General features: G+C 44.3%; 17 protein-coding genes. 11 read left to right on the forward strand and 6 right to left on the reverse strand.

All coding sequences use genetic code 11. The features are described 5' to 3' along the window. Positions 1 to 95: 95 nt before the first annotated feature. From AAIR98_RS01155 to AAIR98_RS01180, 6 genes are all read right to left on the reverse strand, one after another. On the reverse strand, positions 96 to 1,421 hold the full coding sequence (locus tag AAIR98_RS01155) for a peptide MFS transporter (protein WP_423970414.1): 1,326 nt from the start codon (positions 1,419 to 1,421) through the stop codon (positions 96 to 98). A 254-nt stretch (positions 1,422 to 1,675) separates the two neighbouring features. Continuing rightward, positions 1,676 to 2,038, reverse strand: coding sequence for a hypothetical protein (locus AAIR98_RS01160; RefSeq protein WP_423970415.1), 363 nt, complete (start codon positions 2,036 to 2,038; stop codon positions 1,676 to 1,678). After that, positions 2,038 to 3,495, reverse strand: coding sequence for a RelA/SpoT family protein (locus tag AAIR98_RS01165; RefSeq protein ID WP_423970416.1), 1,458 nt, complete (start codon positions 3,493 to 3,495; stop codon positions 2,038 to 2,040). Before AAIR98_RS01165 ends, AAIR98_RS01160 begins: the two co-directional genes overlap by 1 nt. 24 nt (positions 3,496 to 3,519) lie before the next feature. After that, complete coding sequence (gene lpxB, locus AAIR98_RS01170; protein ID WP_423970417.1) at positions 3,520 to 4,659, reverse strand: lipid-A-disaccharide synthase; 1,140 nt, start codon at positions 4,657 to 4,659, stop codon at positions 3,520 to 3,522. A gap of 2 nt (positions 4,660 to 4,661) precedes the next feature. Then, a complete protein-coding gene (locus tag AAIR98_RS01175) occupies positions 4,662 to 5,735 on the reverse strand; it encodes a Gfo/Idh/MocA family protein (protein WP_423970418.1) in 1,074 nt (357 codons plus the stop codon). Between the two features lie 91 nt (positions 5,736 to 5,826). Then, a complete protein-coding gene (locus tag AAIR98_RS01180) occupies positions 5,827 to 6,597 on the reverse strand; it encodes a TIGR02757 family protein (RefSeq protein WP_423970419.1) in 771 nt (256 codons plus the stop codon). 24 nt (positions 6,598 to 6,621) lie between these two features. Between AAIR98_RS01180 and AAIR98_RS01185 the strand changes: the two genes are divergently transcribed. The 11 genes from AAIR98_RS01185 to atpG all read left to right on the forward strand — a co-directional run bounded on the left by AAIR98_RS01185 (position 6,622) and on the right by atpG (position 16,421). After that, positions 6,622 to 8,061: a UDP-N-acetylmuramoyl-L-alanyl-D-glutamate--2,6-diaminopimelate ligase gene (locus AAIR98_RS01185; protein WP_423970420.1), complete on the forward strand. Its 1,440-nt coding sequence runs from the start codon at positions 6,622 to 6,624 to the stop codon at positions 8,059 to 8,061. After that, entirely contained in the window at positions 8,045 to 9,412 is a 1,368-nt protein-coding gene (gene murD / locus AAIR98_RS01190; RefSeq protein WP_423970421.1) for a UDP-N-acetylmuramoyl-L-alanine--D-glutamate ligase, read from the forward strand. The genes AAIR98_RS01185 and murD overlap by 17 nt, the downstream gene beginning before the upstream one ends. A gap of 648 nt (positions 9,413 to 10,060) precedes the next feature. Beyond that, positions 10,061 to 10,603 carry a nitroreductase family protein gene (locus AAIR98_RS01195; protein ID WP_423970422.1) on the forward strand — a complete coding sequence of 181 codons (543 nt, stop codon included), beginning with the start codon at positions 10,061 to 10,063 and terminating at the stop codon, positions 10,601 to 10,603. A 144-nt stretch (positions 10,604 to 10,747) separates the two neighbouring features. Continuing rightward, entirely contained in the window at positions 10,748 to 10,951 is a 204-nt protein-coding gene (locus AAIR98_RS01200) for an AtpZ/AtpI family protein (RefSeq protein ID WP_423970423.1), read from the forward strand. Further along, entirely contained in the window at positions 10,948 to 11,694 is a 747-nt protein-coding gene (atpB, locus tag AAIR98_RS01205; protein WP_423970424.1) for a F0F1 ATP synthase subunit A, read from the forward strand. Before AAIR98_RS01200 ends, atpB begins: the two co-directional genes overlap by 4 nt. Before the next feature lie 11 nt (positions 11,695 to 11,705). Then, positions 11,706 to 11,924 (forward strand): ATP synthase F0 subunit C, encoded by a 219-nt coding sequence (atpE, locus tag AAIR98_RS01210; protein ID WP_423970425.1) that lies wholly within the window; start codon positions 11,706 to 11,708, stop codon positions 11,922 to 11,924. Between the two features lie 13 nt (positions 11,925 to 11,937). Next, on the forward strand, positions 11,938 to 12,447 hold the full coding sequence (gene atpF / locus AAIR98_RS01215; RefSeq protein ID WP_423970426.1) for a F0F1 ATP synthase subunit B: 510 nt from the start codon (positions 11,938 to 11,940) through the stop codon (positions 12,445 to 12,447). A 4-nt stretch (positions 12,448 to 12,451) separates the two neighbouring features. Further along, positions 12,452 to 12,979, forward strand: coding sequence for an ATP synthase F1 subunit delta (gene atpH / locus AAIR98_RS01220; protein ID WP_423970427.1), 528 nt, complete (start codon positions 12,452 to 12,454; stop codon positions 12,977 to 12,979). Position 12,980: 1 nt separating this feature from the next. Further along, positions 12,981 to 14,537, forward strand: coding sequence for a F0F1 ATP synthase subunit alpha (atpA, locus tag AAIR98_RS01225; protein ID WP_423970428.1), 1,557 nt, complete (start codon positions 12,981 to 12,983; stop codon positions 14,535 to 14,537). A gap of 24 nt (positions 14,538 to 14,561) precedes the next feature. Further along, positions 14,562 to 15,491, forward strand: coding sequence for an ADP-glyceromanno-heptose 6-epimerase (gene rfaD, locus AAIR98_RS01230; protein WP_423970429.1), 930 nt, complete (start codon positions 14,562 to 14,564; stop codon positions 15,489 to 15,491). Between the two features lie 18 nt (positions 15,492 to 15,509). Beyond that, the gene (gene atpG / locus AAIR98_RS01235) at positions 15,510 to 16,421 is read left to right on the forward strand and encodes an ATP synthase F1 subunit gamma (protein WP_423970430.1); all 912 of its coding nucleotides are present in this window, start codon (positions 15,510 to 15,512) and stop codon (positions 16,419 to 16,421) included. Positions 16,422 to 16,469 lie beyond the last annotated feature (48 nt).

The following is a 16,469-nucleotide window of genomic DNA, read 5'->3' on the forward strand; positions in this document are numbered from 1 at the left end:
TTTGAAAGCTTTTATTTTGGCAAAGCCAAAATATTCAAAATCTTTTTTGTGATACAAAAAAGCCCCGCCAAAAGGCGGGGCTTTTTAAATAAAACTTATTTAATACCGTGCATCCACTTCTTGAGGGGTTTTACTAACGCTAACAGTACAAATGAGGCTACCATTGGCGCTATTACTAACCATAAGAAGAACTGAACGTTATCTATTTTGCCAAACAAGCTGGAGTATGTACCGGCAAGTTTGTTGGCCGTGGCGTTAGCCAGGAACCATACGCCCATAAGCAACGATACAAACTTTGCGGGAGCAAGCTTTGTAACCATTGACAGACCCACGGGTGATAAACATAATTCACCCAGTGTGTGGAACATGTACGCAAGCGCTAAGTAGTACATACCTATTTTGATGCCGGGGCCTAAAGCCATAGCGCCAAGTACCATTACGCCAAAACCTATGGCAAGCAGCCATAAAGCTATAACGAATTTAATAGGTGTGGAAGGTTCTTTACCTTTTTTAGCAAGGCCTACCCACATTTTAGAGAACACGGGGGCAAATAAAATAATGAACATGGGGTTTAAAGACTGGAACCATGTGGCGGGCACTTCCCAATTAAGGAAGCTTATCACTCTATCCGTATGCTGGTAAGCAAACAGGTTAAGCGCGGCGCCGGCTTGTTCAAAAGCGGACCAGAAGAAAATGCTGAAGAAGGCCAATATGAAGATAACGGCGATGCGCTGCCATTCCTGCTTGGTCAGTTTTTCGGAACCGGCTTCTTTCTTTTCTTCTTTCTTTTCAGCCGCTATAGCTTTGTTTTGGGCCGGGGGCAAGCCTTTGCCCTGTAAATACTTGTCTTTGCCCCATAAAAATAAACCAAGGCCGAATACCATACCTAAAGCCGCTGTCCAAAAACCCCAGTGCCAGTCAACTTTTTCGGCCAGTGTACCGGCGATAAGGTTACAGATGAAAGCGCCTAAGTTAATACCCATATAAAAAATTGTAAAACCGCCGTCGCGTCTGGGGTCGTTCTTTTCATAAAGCTCGCCCACGATGGTGGAGATATTGGGTTTAAACAAACCGTTGCCTATAATTAACAAGCCCATGGCGACGTAAGCGAAGCTGATGCCTTTAATACCCATTACAACCTGGCCGGCTATAATAAATAAGGCGCCTACTATAATGGCCTTTCTCTGGCCCCAGTATTTGTCAGCTATAAAACCGCCCGCTAAAGGCGCTAAATAGATTAAACTTGTGAATGAGCCGTATAAGTTGCTGGCTTTATCTTGGGCAAAGCCCAAGGCGTTCACTAAATAGAGTACAAAAAGACCTCTCATTGCATAATAACTGAAACGTTCCCACATTTCAGTCGCAGCTAATAGGTACAAGCCTGCAGGTTGCTTCTCTTGTATTGTTTGGCTAGACTGCATTATTCCTCCATACACCTAAGTTTTACTCTAAAATTAAATTTTACAAAAATATAACTATGTAATTACGTTAAAAAAAGTCCTATTTTTAAACCAACCCTAAAGGGTTAAAAGCAAATCTTCTTTACAAAAACTGTAGGGGCGGAGCTTGTCTCCGCCCGTTGTTATTTATAAGACAGATGCCACATCAGCGCGTTGGCGCGCCTCCTCAACATGACTCTATTTTACAGTTCGTGCTCTTAAATATTTCAAACACCCTAAAACGTGGGCAATTGGTCAATACGCCCGTTGAGCAAATTTTCCATAGCGGTATTTAAAAAGTTTGTAAGCCTGTATATTTCAAAACCTATATAAAAAGTAAAGACCGCCACCGCTATAGCGTAACCCCATTTTGCTTTTTTGCTAAGCACCGGGCTTTTGATAACGCTGTACAGCGCAAACGGTCCTATTAAAAATATTAAAAGTATTATACCCCACTGCTGGTAATACCAAGCCACATGGTTACCCTGCCCCGCGCCGCAATACTTGCAGTAATTATCCTGCGCGTCTATAGCGGAGCTACACTTCCAGCAAGTTTTTGTGGCCGCCGCAAGCGGCGGCTGCCCGGGGATATTGTCCATTAGAATTGTATTCCTTTTTCTTTAAGCACGCGTTTTATTCTGGAGCGGGCGTGCGAGGTTTTGGCAAATTCCAGCCAATCATATTTTGGGCCGGAGGCGTTGCGTGTAATAATTTCGCAAATGTCGCCTGTTTTAAAAACGTAATCCATACGCACCATTTTATTATTAACTTTGGCGCCCCAGTATTTGTCGCCAATGTCAGAGTGAATGGAGTAAGCAAAGTCTATAGGTGTGGAGCCCTCCGGCAAGCTTTTTACTTCCGCTTTAGGTGTAAATACAAATACCTGTTGTAAGGTGATGTCTGTTTTAAAACCTTCTAAAAATTCCCTCGGCGCGGTAATATCCTGCTGCCACTCTATCCACTGGCGCAGCCAGTTAATCTTTTCGTCAAAGTTTTTATCCGATTTGGTCGCGCCTACTTTATAACGCCAGTGCGCGGCGATACCGTACTCGCAAATTCTGTGCATTTCTTCTGTACGTATTTGAATTTCTATAACGTCGCCGGTTTCCCAAATAATAGTGGTATGTATACTTTGGTACATGTTTACCTTAGGCATGGCGATATAGTCGGTAAAAGAGCCTGTAAGCGGGCGGAAAGCGCTGTGCACTATACCAAGCGCTCTGTAACAATCACCAACCGTCTGCGTAATAATCCTAACGCCTAAAGAATCTTGGATTTGCATAAAAGTCAAATCCTGCTTTTGCATTTTGCGGTAAATAGAATAGTAGTTTTTCGCCCTTGAAAGCAGCCTGTACGGTATGCCTTCCTGCTCTAAAATCTGTGTAAGTTTTGCGCGGAAGGAAGCTAAAGACGCCTCTCTGTCTTTATTCCTTTTTTCTACCTGCGCTACAAGTTTATTAAACTCTTCCGGGTGTAAATGTTTAAAAGAAAGGTCTTCCAACTCTGATTTTAAGCTGAACATACCAAGACGCTGCGCTAAGGGCGCGTACAGGTTAAGGGTCTCGGTAGCTTTGCGCTTTCTTCTGGCCGGGTCAGGCAAAAATTCCAGTGTGCGCATATTGTGCGTTCTGTCAGCCAGTTTTACCAGTACCACGCGCACGTCTTTAGCTATGGCCACAAGCATTTTGCGCCAGTTTTCTACGGTTTCTTCGTCGCTGGAGGTAAATTTAAGGTCACTTATTTTGGTAACGCCCTGCACCATATGGGTAATGTTTTTGCCAAACATTTTTTCCATATCAGCTACTTTATACTTTGTATCTTCCAAAATGTCGTGCAAGAGGCCCGCGCACAGCGTTTCCATATCAAGTTTATGGTCTAACAGTATTTCTACAACAGCCATACAGTGGTTATCAAAGTACGGGTCGCCCGACGCGCGCATCTGCCCTTCATGCGCTTTTCTGCCAAACTCATAGGCGCGCTCAAGAAGGTCTGTATCTTGCGTGGGGTTGTAGCTTTTAAATTTTTCAAGCATTTCCTGCTTGGTCATGTTAGCCATAGCGTGATTCCTGTTGCCAAGGGGTTAGTTTTGCTGTGGGAAAACCTCGCCCAAAATAAGCTCGGCCGCGCGCTTTGCCACGCCCGGCTCCCCTAAGGAGTGTCTTATTTTAAGCAATTCTTCTCTCATGTTTTGCATCTTGCCGGGGTTTTGGAAGTATGACATAACCTCGCCGGAAAGGTTTTTAACATTCGCGCTGTCTTGGATAAATTCTTTTACAATTTCCTTTTTAGCCAAAATATTGACAAGGGAAATATAAGGCACTTTTATAATAGCCTTGGCTATACGGTAGGTAACAGCGCTCATTTTATACGCCACCAGCATGGGCACGCCAAGCAAGGCGTTTTCTAAGGTGGCGGTACCGGAGCAGGTTATTAAAAAGTCCATCTTGGCGCGTTGTTCATAATTAGTTTCGCGCACAAGCTCTACGCTGGCGCTTTTGTCGCCAAGCAACTCACGGTAGTAAGCGTCGTCAAATTCCGGCACGCAGAATAAATACGCCTTTGTGCTGGGGAATTGTTTTAACACTTCTCTGTAAGTCTGGTAAAAAAGTTCTGTATGCCTTTTAATCTCGCCCACTCTGCTGCCGGGCAGCAAACCTAAATGGTATGTACCGTCAAAAACCTTTTCTTCCGGCTGGGGCATAATATCTAAAAGCGGGTTGCCTAAAAATACAGCGTTGCCGCCGTATTTGGCGTGGAATTCAGGCTCAAAGGGGAAAATGGTAATAGCTTTTTTGGTATTAAGCGCGATGCTTTTGGTTCTATACTGCCTGCTGGCCCAAACCTGCGGGGTTACGTAGTAGTAGGCGGGTATTTTGCGGTGCCTGGCCATACCCAAAACCTGTGAGTTAAACCCGTAAAAATCCACCACAATTACACAAGCGGGGTGCTGTGTGTCCATATAATTACGCACCATGCTTAGCAGTTTTATCCAAAACGGTATTTTGAGCAGCGGTGCCACAAACCCGCTGGCGCCTTTGGCGGCAAGGTCAAACAAAAAATTATCGGCAACCGCTTTAAGGCGCTGGCCGCCCATGGCGGTAATGTTAAGTTCGGGGTGCTGGGCTTTCATTTCACGCACTAAATTGCTGGCGTGCAAATCGCCGCTTACGTCACCCGCTATAATTAAAACGTTCCTGCTTGTAGGCAAAATTGTAGCCATAACTATTTTTCTCCTTTTCCTCTAATGCTGCCTATGGCTTCGTCCATAACTATTTTGGCGGCGCGGGCAACGTCTACCACAGCCTTAAGAGACTGCGGCGCCGTGGCCGGGCCTGAAGACGGGGATTTTGGCAAATCATAACGCATAATTTTTTCTTCTATCTGCATGGCAATCTCCAACGCCATGGCGCCGCGTTCACCGCTGGGGCCCGTGGGGCTGGCATGTAAAATGCTGTCTTTAAAATGCAAAAGTTCAGACGTAATAGGCATTTGCTTATTTACAACGGGGTAAATAACGCTAATGTCTTTAAGGTCTTTTATTACCGGTTTTTCTTTTTTATAAATTTTTACGCCGGCGTTCATAAAATCTACTGAAATATAGGCGTCTGGCTGGTACAGGTGCATGTAACGCGCGCGCTCAAAGCTGGCGCGGGACGCGGTAACGTCCGCTATAGCGCCGTTTTCAAATTTAAAGCGTACGTTTGCAATGTCTTCAGCTTCTGAAAATACGCTAAGCCCGGTGGCTTCAATATCTACTATCGGGCTGTCCACCATAGTTAAAATAAGGTCAATGTCGTGGATCATAAGGTCAAGCACTACGCCAACGGCGGCCATGCGCGGGTCATAGGGGCCAAGGCGGTTGATGCTGATAAATCTGGGGTTTTTAATATATTTGGTGGCTTCTACTACCGCGGGGTTAAAACGTTCTACGTGGCCTATTTGGAACACTACATTTCTTTTTTTGGCCATGTCTATCATTTCTCTGGCCTGGGCCATATTTGAGGCTATCGGTTTTTCCATCATTGTATGCACGCCGTGTTCTAAAGAGTACATACCTATTTTATGGTGCAGCGGCGTAGGCGCGGCTACTACTACGGCGTCTACCTGCGGGATTAAAGATTCGTAATTTTCATAAGGCGTGCAATTGTATTCCCAAGCAAGTTTTTGCGCTCTCATAGAGTCAGGGTCGCACACGCCCACAAGTTCCATCCCTTCCATTTTTGCCAGTGTTCTTGTGTGAAACGTGCCTATTTTACCTGCGCCTATTACGCCTATCTTAATTTTTCTTTCAGACATAAAAACCTCAACAGTAGTTTAGGGTAAAGAAAGTTTTCTCATTTAACCTACCCCTTATTATATCAAATATGTCCGGCACGTCTTACCCACGCTACCGTTTAATTTCCTCTATGTCCATATCATCGCGTATGCCAAAACGGGTTATACAAAAATCATATTTTATAGGGTCTTCTTTACAAAAGAAAGCGAACGCTAAAGAAATTTCCACCGCGGTCCTCATATCCGCCTGGTTACGCGCGGTAAGGCCCATCATGCGGCTGAGCCTGTGCATGTGCACGTCAAGTGGCACTATAAGCTTGCTTGCGGGCACGCTGTTCCACCCGCCGGGGTCTACATCGTCCGTCCTGACCATCCATCGCAAAAACAGATTAAGCCTTTTAAGCGCGCTTTTTTTGGCCGGGTCCGGCACAAGCGTGCCAATTTCGCCGTGTGAGCGCAGCTCTGCCGCAAAGCCCGCCAGCGCTTCCGCTACCGTTATGTGAGTGTCTTTATAATAGGAAAGAAAACAGTTTTCTAAACTGCCGTATTTGGCTATGATATTTTTAATTGAAGCTAAAAAGTTAACCAACTGTTCCGCCGTGGTAAAGCGGTATTTAAACCCTTTAAAATCCGCCGCCATCTGCGCTTTTGTTTTAGTAGTAATATACTTGTACGGCCCGCCCATAACAGATAAAATATGGTTTACCGTTTTTATAATTTGCTTAACATTGCCGTAGGCAAAGCAAGCGGCTGTCAGGCCAGCTATTTCGCGCTCTTTAATATTTGGGTAATCATATAGAAATTGCAAAGGGTCGGGGCTAACAAAGTTTTTTTTGTTATACTTCTTATATAAGTTATCCAATTTTGTTTTATTAACTTTCATATTTTATATTTTACGAGATTTTCTATGATACTAAAAGATTTTTTTGATATTGACAGTAACGCCAAGGTAGGCGAGATAACACAAAACTCTAAACTGGTGGTACCCGGCGACATCTTTTTTGCTATTAAAGGTACCAAAGTCGACGGCAATGATTTTATTGATGAAGTTATAGAAAAGGGCGCTATAGCCATTGTCTCCACAGAGCCCGCCAGAAAGGTTTACCCCGTACCGTACTTTCAGGTGGACGACATTGACCTTGCCATGGCCAAAGCCGCTGTTAAATTTTACAATAACCCCTCTAACGATATGTTTTTTATAGCGGTAACCGGCACCAAGGGTAAAACCAGCATAAGCTATTTATTGGAAAGTATTTTTAACGCGGCCGGTGTGCCGTGCTCTGTAATAGGCACCATAAACTACCGTATTAACGGCGAAGTTTTTGCCAAAGCGCCCAACACAACGCCCGTCGCCCTATACCTTTATTTTATGCTTGATAAAATGCGCGCCGCCGGCACAAAGGTTGTTATTATGGAAGTTTCTTCACACGCGCTTGAGTTAAAACGTGTGTTCGGCCTTAATTACGACATCGGCATTTTTACCAATTTACAGCGCGACCACCTGGACTTTCACGAAACATTTGAAAACTATTTTAAAGCAAAAGAAAAACTTTTCATATCCTTAGCCGAGGGCCCTAAAAAAACAAAAATAGCTATTGTTAACGAAGATGACTCCTACGGACAGCGTTTAATAAACACTTTTAAAAATAACCTTAACATTACACCCGTAACCCTAAAAGAAGTTTCCGCCGTAAAAGAATCTCTTAACGGGGTAGACTTTAAATATAAAGGCCAGCCCGCGCACATAAACCTGCTTGGCAGCCATAATTTATATAACGCTATCCTCGCTATAAAAGCGGCCGAAGCCTACGGCGTTGATTTAACAACAATACTGCAAGGCCTGCCAAAATTAAAAGGCGTGCCCGGCAGAATGGAACGCGTAGACTGCGGCCAGCCGTTTTATACTTTTGTCGACTTCGCCTACACTACCGAAGCATTGCTGAAAGCCTATGAAACGCTTAACCCTTACAAGCACGGCAATATCATAACCGTATTTGGCTGCGGCGGCGACAGAGACCGCACAAAACGCCCTCTCATGGGCCTGGCCGCCGTGCAAAACAGCTCACACGTTTTTTTAACTAACGATAACCCCCGCACAGAGCCAGAAGCGCAAATTTTCGACGATATATTAAAAGGCATGGAGGGCTACACCAATTACCAAATAGTACCGGACCGTGCCGAAGCAATTGCGCTTGGCGTACGCATGTGTAAAGAAAATGACATCCTTTTAGTAGCAGGCAAAGGGCATGAGGACTACCAAATACTGCCCACGGGCAAAATACATTTTTCAGACCATGAACATATTATTAATACTTTAAAGGAGCTTGGCTATGTTCAAGGCAAGTAATTTTAAGGGTAAAAAAGCCTGCGTGCTTGGGTTTGGCAAAACAGGCGCGGCGGCGGCAAAATTATTGGCGGCAAAAAACTTTAAAGTTTTAGTAAGCGACGCGCGTGATTTAGGCGGCAAAAAAATAAACTTGGGTAAAAACATAACAGTTGAACACGGCGGCCATACGGATAAAATTTATGACTGTGCTTTTATAGTCAAAAGCCCCGGCATCCCCCACTCTACCCCCGTATTAAAGAAAGCAAAAAAACTAAAAATCCCCGTATTTAGCGAGCTGGAAGTTTCCATGTCTTTCCTGCCCAAAAATGTAAAAGTTTTTACCATAACAGGCACCAACGGCAAGACAACCACAACCATGCTTACAGCCGCTATTTTAAAACAGCATTGCAAAGATACAAAAAACACGCAGCGTGTTTATACCGTGGGCAACATTGGCGACCCGCTGGCTAATTACGCGCTAAAAGTAACGCCCGGCGATTATATAGTAATAGAGGTATCCAGCTACCAGTTAGAAGACAGCACCTATTTTAAACCCAACGCCGCCGCTATGCTTAACGCCACGCCAGACCATATAGACCACCACGGCAGTTTTGACACGTACGTAAAAGCCAAAAAGAAAATTTTTGACTTTCAGGATGAAAATGATATCGCCGTTACCAACGGCTCAGATGAGAACTGTCTTAAGTCAGTTAAAAATATAAAATCCAAACTGTTTTGTTTTGCCACAACGCCGCTGCATAAAGTGCGCGCGCATGTTTTTTACGACGGAGATGAAATTATTTTCAGTTCCGGCGTCCACCTGCGTCCACCCAAATTAATAGGTATACATAATATAGAAAACGCCATGGCCGCCAGTTTAATGGCGCTTGGCATGGGCGTGAGCGAGCTTTCCGTGCAGAAAGCTTTTAACTCTTTTAAGTCCGTGGAGCACCGTATTGAACATTTTTATACGGCAAAAGGCATTAAATGTATAAATGATTCTAAAGCGACAAATGTGGAATCCACCATGATAGCGCTTAAAGCGCTGGAGGGGGATAAAAATATTTTTCTTATACTTGGCGGGCAGGATAAACAAATGCCCTACACCCCGCTTTTGCCGTTTATAGAAAAACAGTGCAAACAAGTTCTTACCATAGGCGCCGCCGCGCCGCTTATATCGCGCGACCTCAAAGAGTTTAAAAACATAAAAAGCTGCAAAGTTTTAGACACCGCCGTAGAATACGCTTTTAAACACGGCAAAAAAGGCGACGTATTGCTGCTCTCCCCCGCATGCGCGTCATTTGACCAGTTTAAAAATTTTGAAGACCGCGGCAAATACTTCAAAAAAATCTGCAAAAGTCTTGCTAAATAATCTTTTCCCTCTCCCTCTTTGGGGATAGCGTAGCATGCAGATATCAAGCTGTAGAGGGCGGGGTGAGGGTATTGTACACAAACATTCTGCCGTAAGGTTTAAACTAAAGCACTTTATTTTATAACAACAGCATATTTGTGTACATCACCCTCACCTGCTCGCTACGCTCACGTCCTCTCCCCTAAGAGGGAGAGGAAATAAAACAAGTGCCGTTTCCGTTCCCTAAGCGAAGCGAAAGGGCCCTTGAAATAAAATTAGTGCCGTTTGCCGTCCCCCTAAGCAAAGCGAAAGGGCCCACTGAAATAAATAAGTGCCGTATCTTTCCTTTAACATATAAGTGCCTTTGACCTGCCCCGCAATCAAGGAGAGGCAATATATAAAGTTTTTAAGGGCATTTTTTGAATTCTGTCTGAGTAAAAAATTTATAAGGTTGCCGTACTACAGCAAAATTTTTTACGAGTTATTCAAAAACCCTTAAAACACCTTACTCGACCACGGCGGGGCGAGATTTTTGCTTCCTTTTTTACGATAAAAAAAGGAAGTCGCGCTCAAAGCGCGAAACTTTCCCAACGCTAAAAGCGGAAAAAACAAAAAACCTATTCTATGCAACCCCATAATAAAAAACTATAATTAAGTAAGAGGTAATTTATGCAAATTTTAGAGCCCATACTTAACAGGCGCAGCATACGCAAATACGAACCCAAACCCGTTGAACAGGAAAAGCTGGAAGCCGTACTTGAGGCGGCCCGCTTAGCGCCCAGCGCGTGCAACTCACAACCCTGGCATTTTGTAGTTTTTAACGACGAAGAAATAAAAAACAATTTTTGCAATACCGTTTTTACCGGGCTATATAAAAACACCATGTTCGCCGCCGCCGCGCCGGTAATTATCGCCGTAATTTCAGACAAAGGCAATTTTACAAGCCGCGTTGGCAACATGGTACTGCGTACAGAACTTTACCTTATAGACCAAGGCCTCGCCGGCGAGAACATCGCTTTGCAGGCGGATGCGCTGGGTTTAGGCACATGTTTTATAGGCTGGTTTGACAGCAAAAAAGCCGCTAAATTTTTAAATTTGCCCAGCGGAAAAAAGGTGGAATTGTTAATAGCGCTGGGTTATCCCGCTGAAAAACCGGAGCCAAGACCGCGCAAAAACACGCAGGAAATTGTTTCCTACAATAAATATAAGTAGGTCAGTTTTACTGGCGGCGGAAATTTTTTAGAAAAGTAGCATTCTTTTTCACGCAAAAAATTTTTTAATTCTCTAAAGATATTTTTTGTAAAAAGTTGTGTAAATTTGGTACAATAATTCTACCGAGCAGTAAGTTTTTGAAAAATGAACAAACAAGATTTTTTAGTAAGCACCCAGCTGGGTATACAATTAACCCTTACCACATGCCTATTTGGCGCGGCGGGTTACTGGCTGGACAAAAAGTTTGAATTTACTCCGGTACTAACAATAATTTTTTTAGTATTAGGTTTTGCGGCGGGGATGTATTTTGTAATAAAGGCCGCTATACAGAAGGATAGTAAAAAATGATTGAAGAAGCTATTAGCCATCATATTATAGACCACCACTGGGGCACATCGCTTTTTGGGGTAATACCGTTATCTACCAACTTGGTTACGCTGTTTGGCATAACCTTGGCGCTTGCCGTTTTGCTTCCTTTAATTGTTAAGTACCGCAAACCCAGACTTGTTTTTACTGGTATTGAGGCGCTTGTTGTTTTTATCCGCGACGGCATTGTGCTTGAGAACTGCGGCGAAGCGGGCAGGAAATATACACCGTACTTCTGCACATTATTTATCTTTATATTAGTAGCAAACTCTATTGGTATGCTTCCGCAGATGAGAACGGTTACAGGTTCTATTTCAGTTACCGGCGGGCTTGCTATAACGTCTTTCCTATTAATAGTGTTTTTGGGTATTAAAGAAAAGGGCCTGTGGGGCTATATTAAAAGCTTTGTGCCGGGGGGTACTCCCGGGTTTTTGGTACCGTTGCTTTTCCCGCTGGAAGTGCTGGGGCTGTTTATTAAAGCGTTCGCGCTCGCCATTCGTCTATTTGCCAACATGATAGCGGGGCATATAGTGATAATATGTTTTTTGTTTTTAATTTTTCTTATGGCGGCTATGAGCAAGGCCGTGGGTATAGCCACAATTATCCCGGCGGAGCTTTTGGCGCTGTTTGTTAACTGTTTAGAAATTTTAGTTATTTTAATACAAGCGTATGTGTTTACGCTGCTTACCGCGATATTTGCGGGTGAAGCGTTTTCACATCATTAATGGAGGAAGTTATGAGTATAGCTTATTTAGGTGCGGCAATCGGCGCAGGTATTGCGGCTTTTGGTGTTGCTTTAGGTATTGGTAAAATCGGCGCGTCAGCAGTTGAAGGCATAGCCAGACAGCCCGAAGCTGCCGGCAATATCAGAACCAGCATGATTATCGCCGCGGCTCTTATTGAAGGTATCGGTTTCTTTGCTTTAATCGTATCCTTCTTAGTAACAATTAAATAATTAGGATTTAACAATGGATAAGTTGCTTAGCCCGGATTACGGTCTTTTAGTATGGACCATCGTCAACTTTTTTCTGCTTGTGTTTGTACTCGGCAAGTTCGCGTGGAAGCCTCTAATAAAAGCATTAGAGGACCGCGAGAATAAAATAGCCGAAGACAAAGCGCAGGCGTTAAAAGCGCGCGATGACGCCCAGAAAATAAAGGACGAGCTTGACCAAAGACTCAAAAATATTGCGTCTGAGGCACAGGCTAAAATGCAACAGGTTACCGCGCTGGCTGAATCGCAAAAACAGTCTATTATAGAAGAAGGCAAGAGAACCTCTTCCTCTTTAGTAGACCAGGCCAAAGCGCAGATAGAGGCGGAAAAGGACAAAGCTTTAGCAGAAGTTAAAAAGTCTATTGCCGAGATTTCCCTTTTAGCCGCCGAGAAAGTTGCAGGCGTTAAGATGGACGCTAAGGCGGACGCTGATTTGCTTAAAAACATCTTAACGGATATTGAGTCTAAAAAAGACTTTAAGGCGTAATAATATGAAAAACACAGACAGAGTTTTAGCCAAACGCTACGCTACGGCCGTTACCGCACTGGTACCCGCGGGGGACTATCCCGCGTTACTTGACGAGTTACGCTCTGTCGGCGCCGCGTTACAAAACGCGCCCGTATTTTTTAATCCTGCCGTGTCAAAAAGCAAGTTAATTGCCGCCGCGCAGGACATTTTTAAAGGTAACAAAGAAATAGTAAGAAACCTTATTACCTTACTTATAAAAAACAAAAAGCTGCCGCTGCTGGACGCTATAATAGAAAATGTGCAAGATATTATGGATAAAGAAACGTCCACGGTAAGAGCCACCGTTTCCTGCGCCCATATCCCGGCCGAAGCTGAGAAAAAAAATATTGAAACAACTTTAAAGAAATTCTTTAAAGTTAAAAATATTATAGCCAGTTTTGTGCAAGACGCCAGCCTTATAGGCGGCGTTAAAATAGCGGCCGCCGGCGTGGTTATAGACGGCAGCATCAAACATAATTTAGAAAAACTACAACAGTTATTAGAGGTTTAATATGTCTTTAAAAGCAGAGGAAATCACCAGCATTATAAAGAGCAAGATAGAAAACTTCGCTCCGCAGGCTGATCTTAACGAGACTGGTACCGTACTTCAGGTAGGCGACGGCATCGCGCAGATTTACGGTCTTAAAAACGCAGTAGCCGGCGAACTTCTTGAATTTCCGGGCGGGGTAAAAGGCCTTGCGCAAAACTTGGAATATGACAATATAGGCTGCGTGCTTATGGGCGACGACTCTTTAATACAAGAGGGCGACACGGTAAAAAGAACAGGCCAGGTTATCAACGTGCCCGTTGGAGAAGCTCTGCTTGGCCGCGTGGTTGACCCGTTGGGCAACCCCATTGACGGCAAAGGTCCTATCAATACAACCTCTACTAGACCGCTTGAAGTAGTCGCGCCGGGCGTTATTGAACGCGCCCCGGTTAAACAACCTTTACAAACAGGCTTAAAGGCCATAGACTCACTTGTACCTATAGGCAAAGGCCAGCGCGAACTTATTATTGGCGACCGCCAGACAGGTAAAACAGCTATAGCCATTGACGCTATTTTAAACCAGCGCAACCAGCCGGCTGACAAACGCACTCTTTGCGTTTACGTAGCCATAGGCCAAAAGCAGAGCACCGTGGCCCAGGTTGTGCAAACATTAACAGAATTTGGCGCTCTGGAATACACCATAGTAGTATCCGCCGGCGCGTCTGACCCGGCCTCAATGTTATACATAGCCCCTTACGCCGGCTGCGCCATGGCCGAAGAATTTATGTGGAAAGGCAGAGACGTACTTATTATATATGACGATTTATCAAAACACGCCCAAGCCTACAGGCAAATGTCATTGCTTTTAAGACGCCCCCCGGGCCGCGAGGCTTACCCCGGCGACGTGTTTTACTTGCACTCAAGGCTTTTGGAACGCGCTTGCAAATTGTCTGACGCTAACGGCGCGGGCTCTTTAACGGCGTTGCCTATTATTGAAACGCAGGCTAACGATATGTCGGCCTATATTCCCACAAACGTAATTTCTATTACAGACGGTCAGATTTACTTAGAAAGCGGCCTGTTCCACAGCGGTATGAAGCCGGCGGTTAACGTAGGCCTGTCAGTTTCCCGTGTGGGCGGTTCCGCGCAGGAAAAGATTATGAGAGCCGTGGCAGGTACGTTGCGCATTGACATGTCACAGTTCCATGAGTTGGAAGCATTCGCCCAGTTTGGCAGCGAGTTGGACAAAGAATCACAACAGCAAATTAACCGCGGCCAAAGACTTAACGAGCTTTTTAAACAAGACCAATACAAACCTATGTCAGTGGCGGAGCAGGTGCTGGTACTTTTCGCGGGTACAAACGGTTATTTGGATGTTATCCCGGTATCAGAAGTTAAAAACTATGAGTCGCAGGTTGTGTCGTACTTCAAGTCTGAAGCCAAAGACACCTTTGCCGCTTTAGAATCCGCTAAAGAAATGTCAGATGATTTAAAAGAAAAATTAAAAAGCGCGCTGGCCGCGTTTGGGGAAACGTTTAAAGCTTCCTTAACGCAAGATACGCCCGCCGCGCCAAAAAAATAAAATAACGGTTTTACAGGAGAATATATGGAAAAGAAAAGATATTTAGTAACAGGCGGCGCCGGTTTCATAGGCAGCAGCATTGCCTTTGAATTACAAAACCAGGGCCACGAAGTTACCGTTATTGACGATTTTTCTTCAGGCAACTTTAAAAACCTGCTTGGTTTTAAAGGAGACGTTATAGCGGCGGACGTGTTTAAATTTATGCCCGAAGACGTTTACTTTGACGCCATTTTCCACGAAGCCGCTATTACGGACACCACCATTCATGACCAGAAAAAGATGATGGAACAAAACGTAGAAGCTTTTAAAAATGTTCTCCACTTTGCCGCCGCCAATGAGATAAAAAGAGTTGTTTACGCCTCTTCCGCCGGCACATACGGCCAAAACCCGTGCCCCATGAGCGAAACTCAAGTGCCCATGCCGGAAAACGTTTACGGTTTTTCCAAAGCTATTATGGATAACGTGGCAAGAGAGTTTGCCGAAGACCACCAGGATATGGTAATAATAGGCCTGCGCTATTTTAACGTGTACGGCCCCGGCGAATATTACAAAGGCCACACCGCCAGTATGATGTACCAGCTTTATAACCAGATGAAAGAAGGCAAACGCCCCAAAATTTTTAAAATGGGTGAGCAGATGAGAGACTTTGTCTACATCAAAGACATCGTTAAAATTAATATGTGCGCCCTTACCGCTAAAGAAAGCGGCGTGTTTAACGCGGCCACCGGCATACCCCGCACGTATAATGACGTTGTTACAAATTTAAACAAAAACATGGGGATACAGTTAGACCCCGAATATATTGACAACCCGTACCCGTTCTTCCAGCTTAAAACAGAGGCCGATTTAACTTTAGCCAAAGAAAAGCTGGGTTACACGCCGGACTATACGCTTGAGCAGGGTATAGCGGAATACGTTGAAGTGCTTAACAAAAGAAACGGCATAAAAAAATAGTTTTACAAGGCAATTAACATGGAAAGCTTGCGAGATATTAGACAAAACATTAAGAGCATCAAGTCCACCCAGCAGATAATGCTGACGATGAAGATGATCTCTTCCGCGCGTATAAAAAGGGCGCAAAATTCCATGAACGACGCCAGGCCGTTTTCACTCACGCTTGAAGGCGTTATTGACGATTTAAAGAAAGATATTTTAAATGACAGCAACCCCCACTTTGCCGAGATAAAAAGATTTTTCGGCACACCGGCGGAAGATGACCAGAGGGCAATAGGCTTAATACTTATAACGGCCGATAAAGGCCTTTGCGGCGCTTTTAACGCGTTACTATTGCGCGCCGCGCTGGCGTTTATTAAAGAGCACCCCAATAAACAAATAAAAATGTTTGTCATAGGCAAAAAAGGGCGTGATTTTATATCCCGCCTAAAAATGCCTAATGTGGAAATTGTGTACGAAGCCGTGGGCATATTCCCCAAAGCGGGTTACGTGCACGCAGACATGCTGGGCAAGTCTGTTATGGAAAACTTTATAAACCTTAACTTGGCGCAGGTTTGCCTTATTTATAACGATTTTAAGTCTATGGGCAGCCAGAATTTAGTAAAACAGCGTGTTTTACCTTTTAACTTTGAAATCGCCCAGGGCAATACCGTAGAGGGCGAGCAGGAAGAAGACTTTTTATATGAACCGGGCAAAGAAAAGATTTTCCGTGATTTGCTGGTACGCCATATAAAAGCCAGTTTTTACAGAATTTTGCTTGAATCACAAGCGGCCGAGCTTGCCGCGCGTATGAACGCCATGGACGCCGCCAGCAAAAACGCCGGGGAGATTGCTGATTCGCTAAGCATAAAACTTAACAAAGTGCGCCAAGCCTCAATTACCAACGAAATTACGGAAATTGTAGGCGCGGTGGAAGCGCTTAATAATTAAATAAAAGTTTTTCATGCTTTTATAAAGTGCTTTTGCTAAAGAAAATTT

Source organism: Elusimicrobium simillimum (assembly GCF_049639735.1).
GTDB classification, from domain to species: domain Bacteria; phylum Elusimicrobiota; class Elusimicrobia; order Elusimicrobiales; family Elusimicrobiaceae; genus Elusimicrobium; species Elusimicrobium simillimum.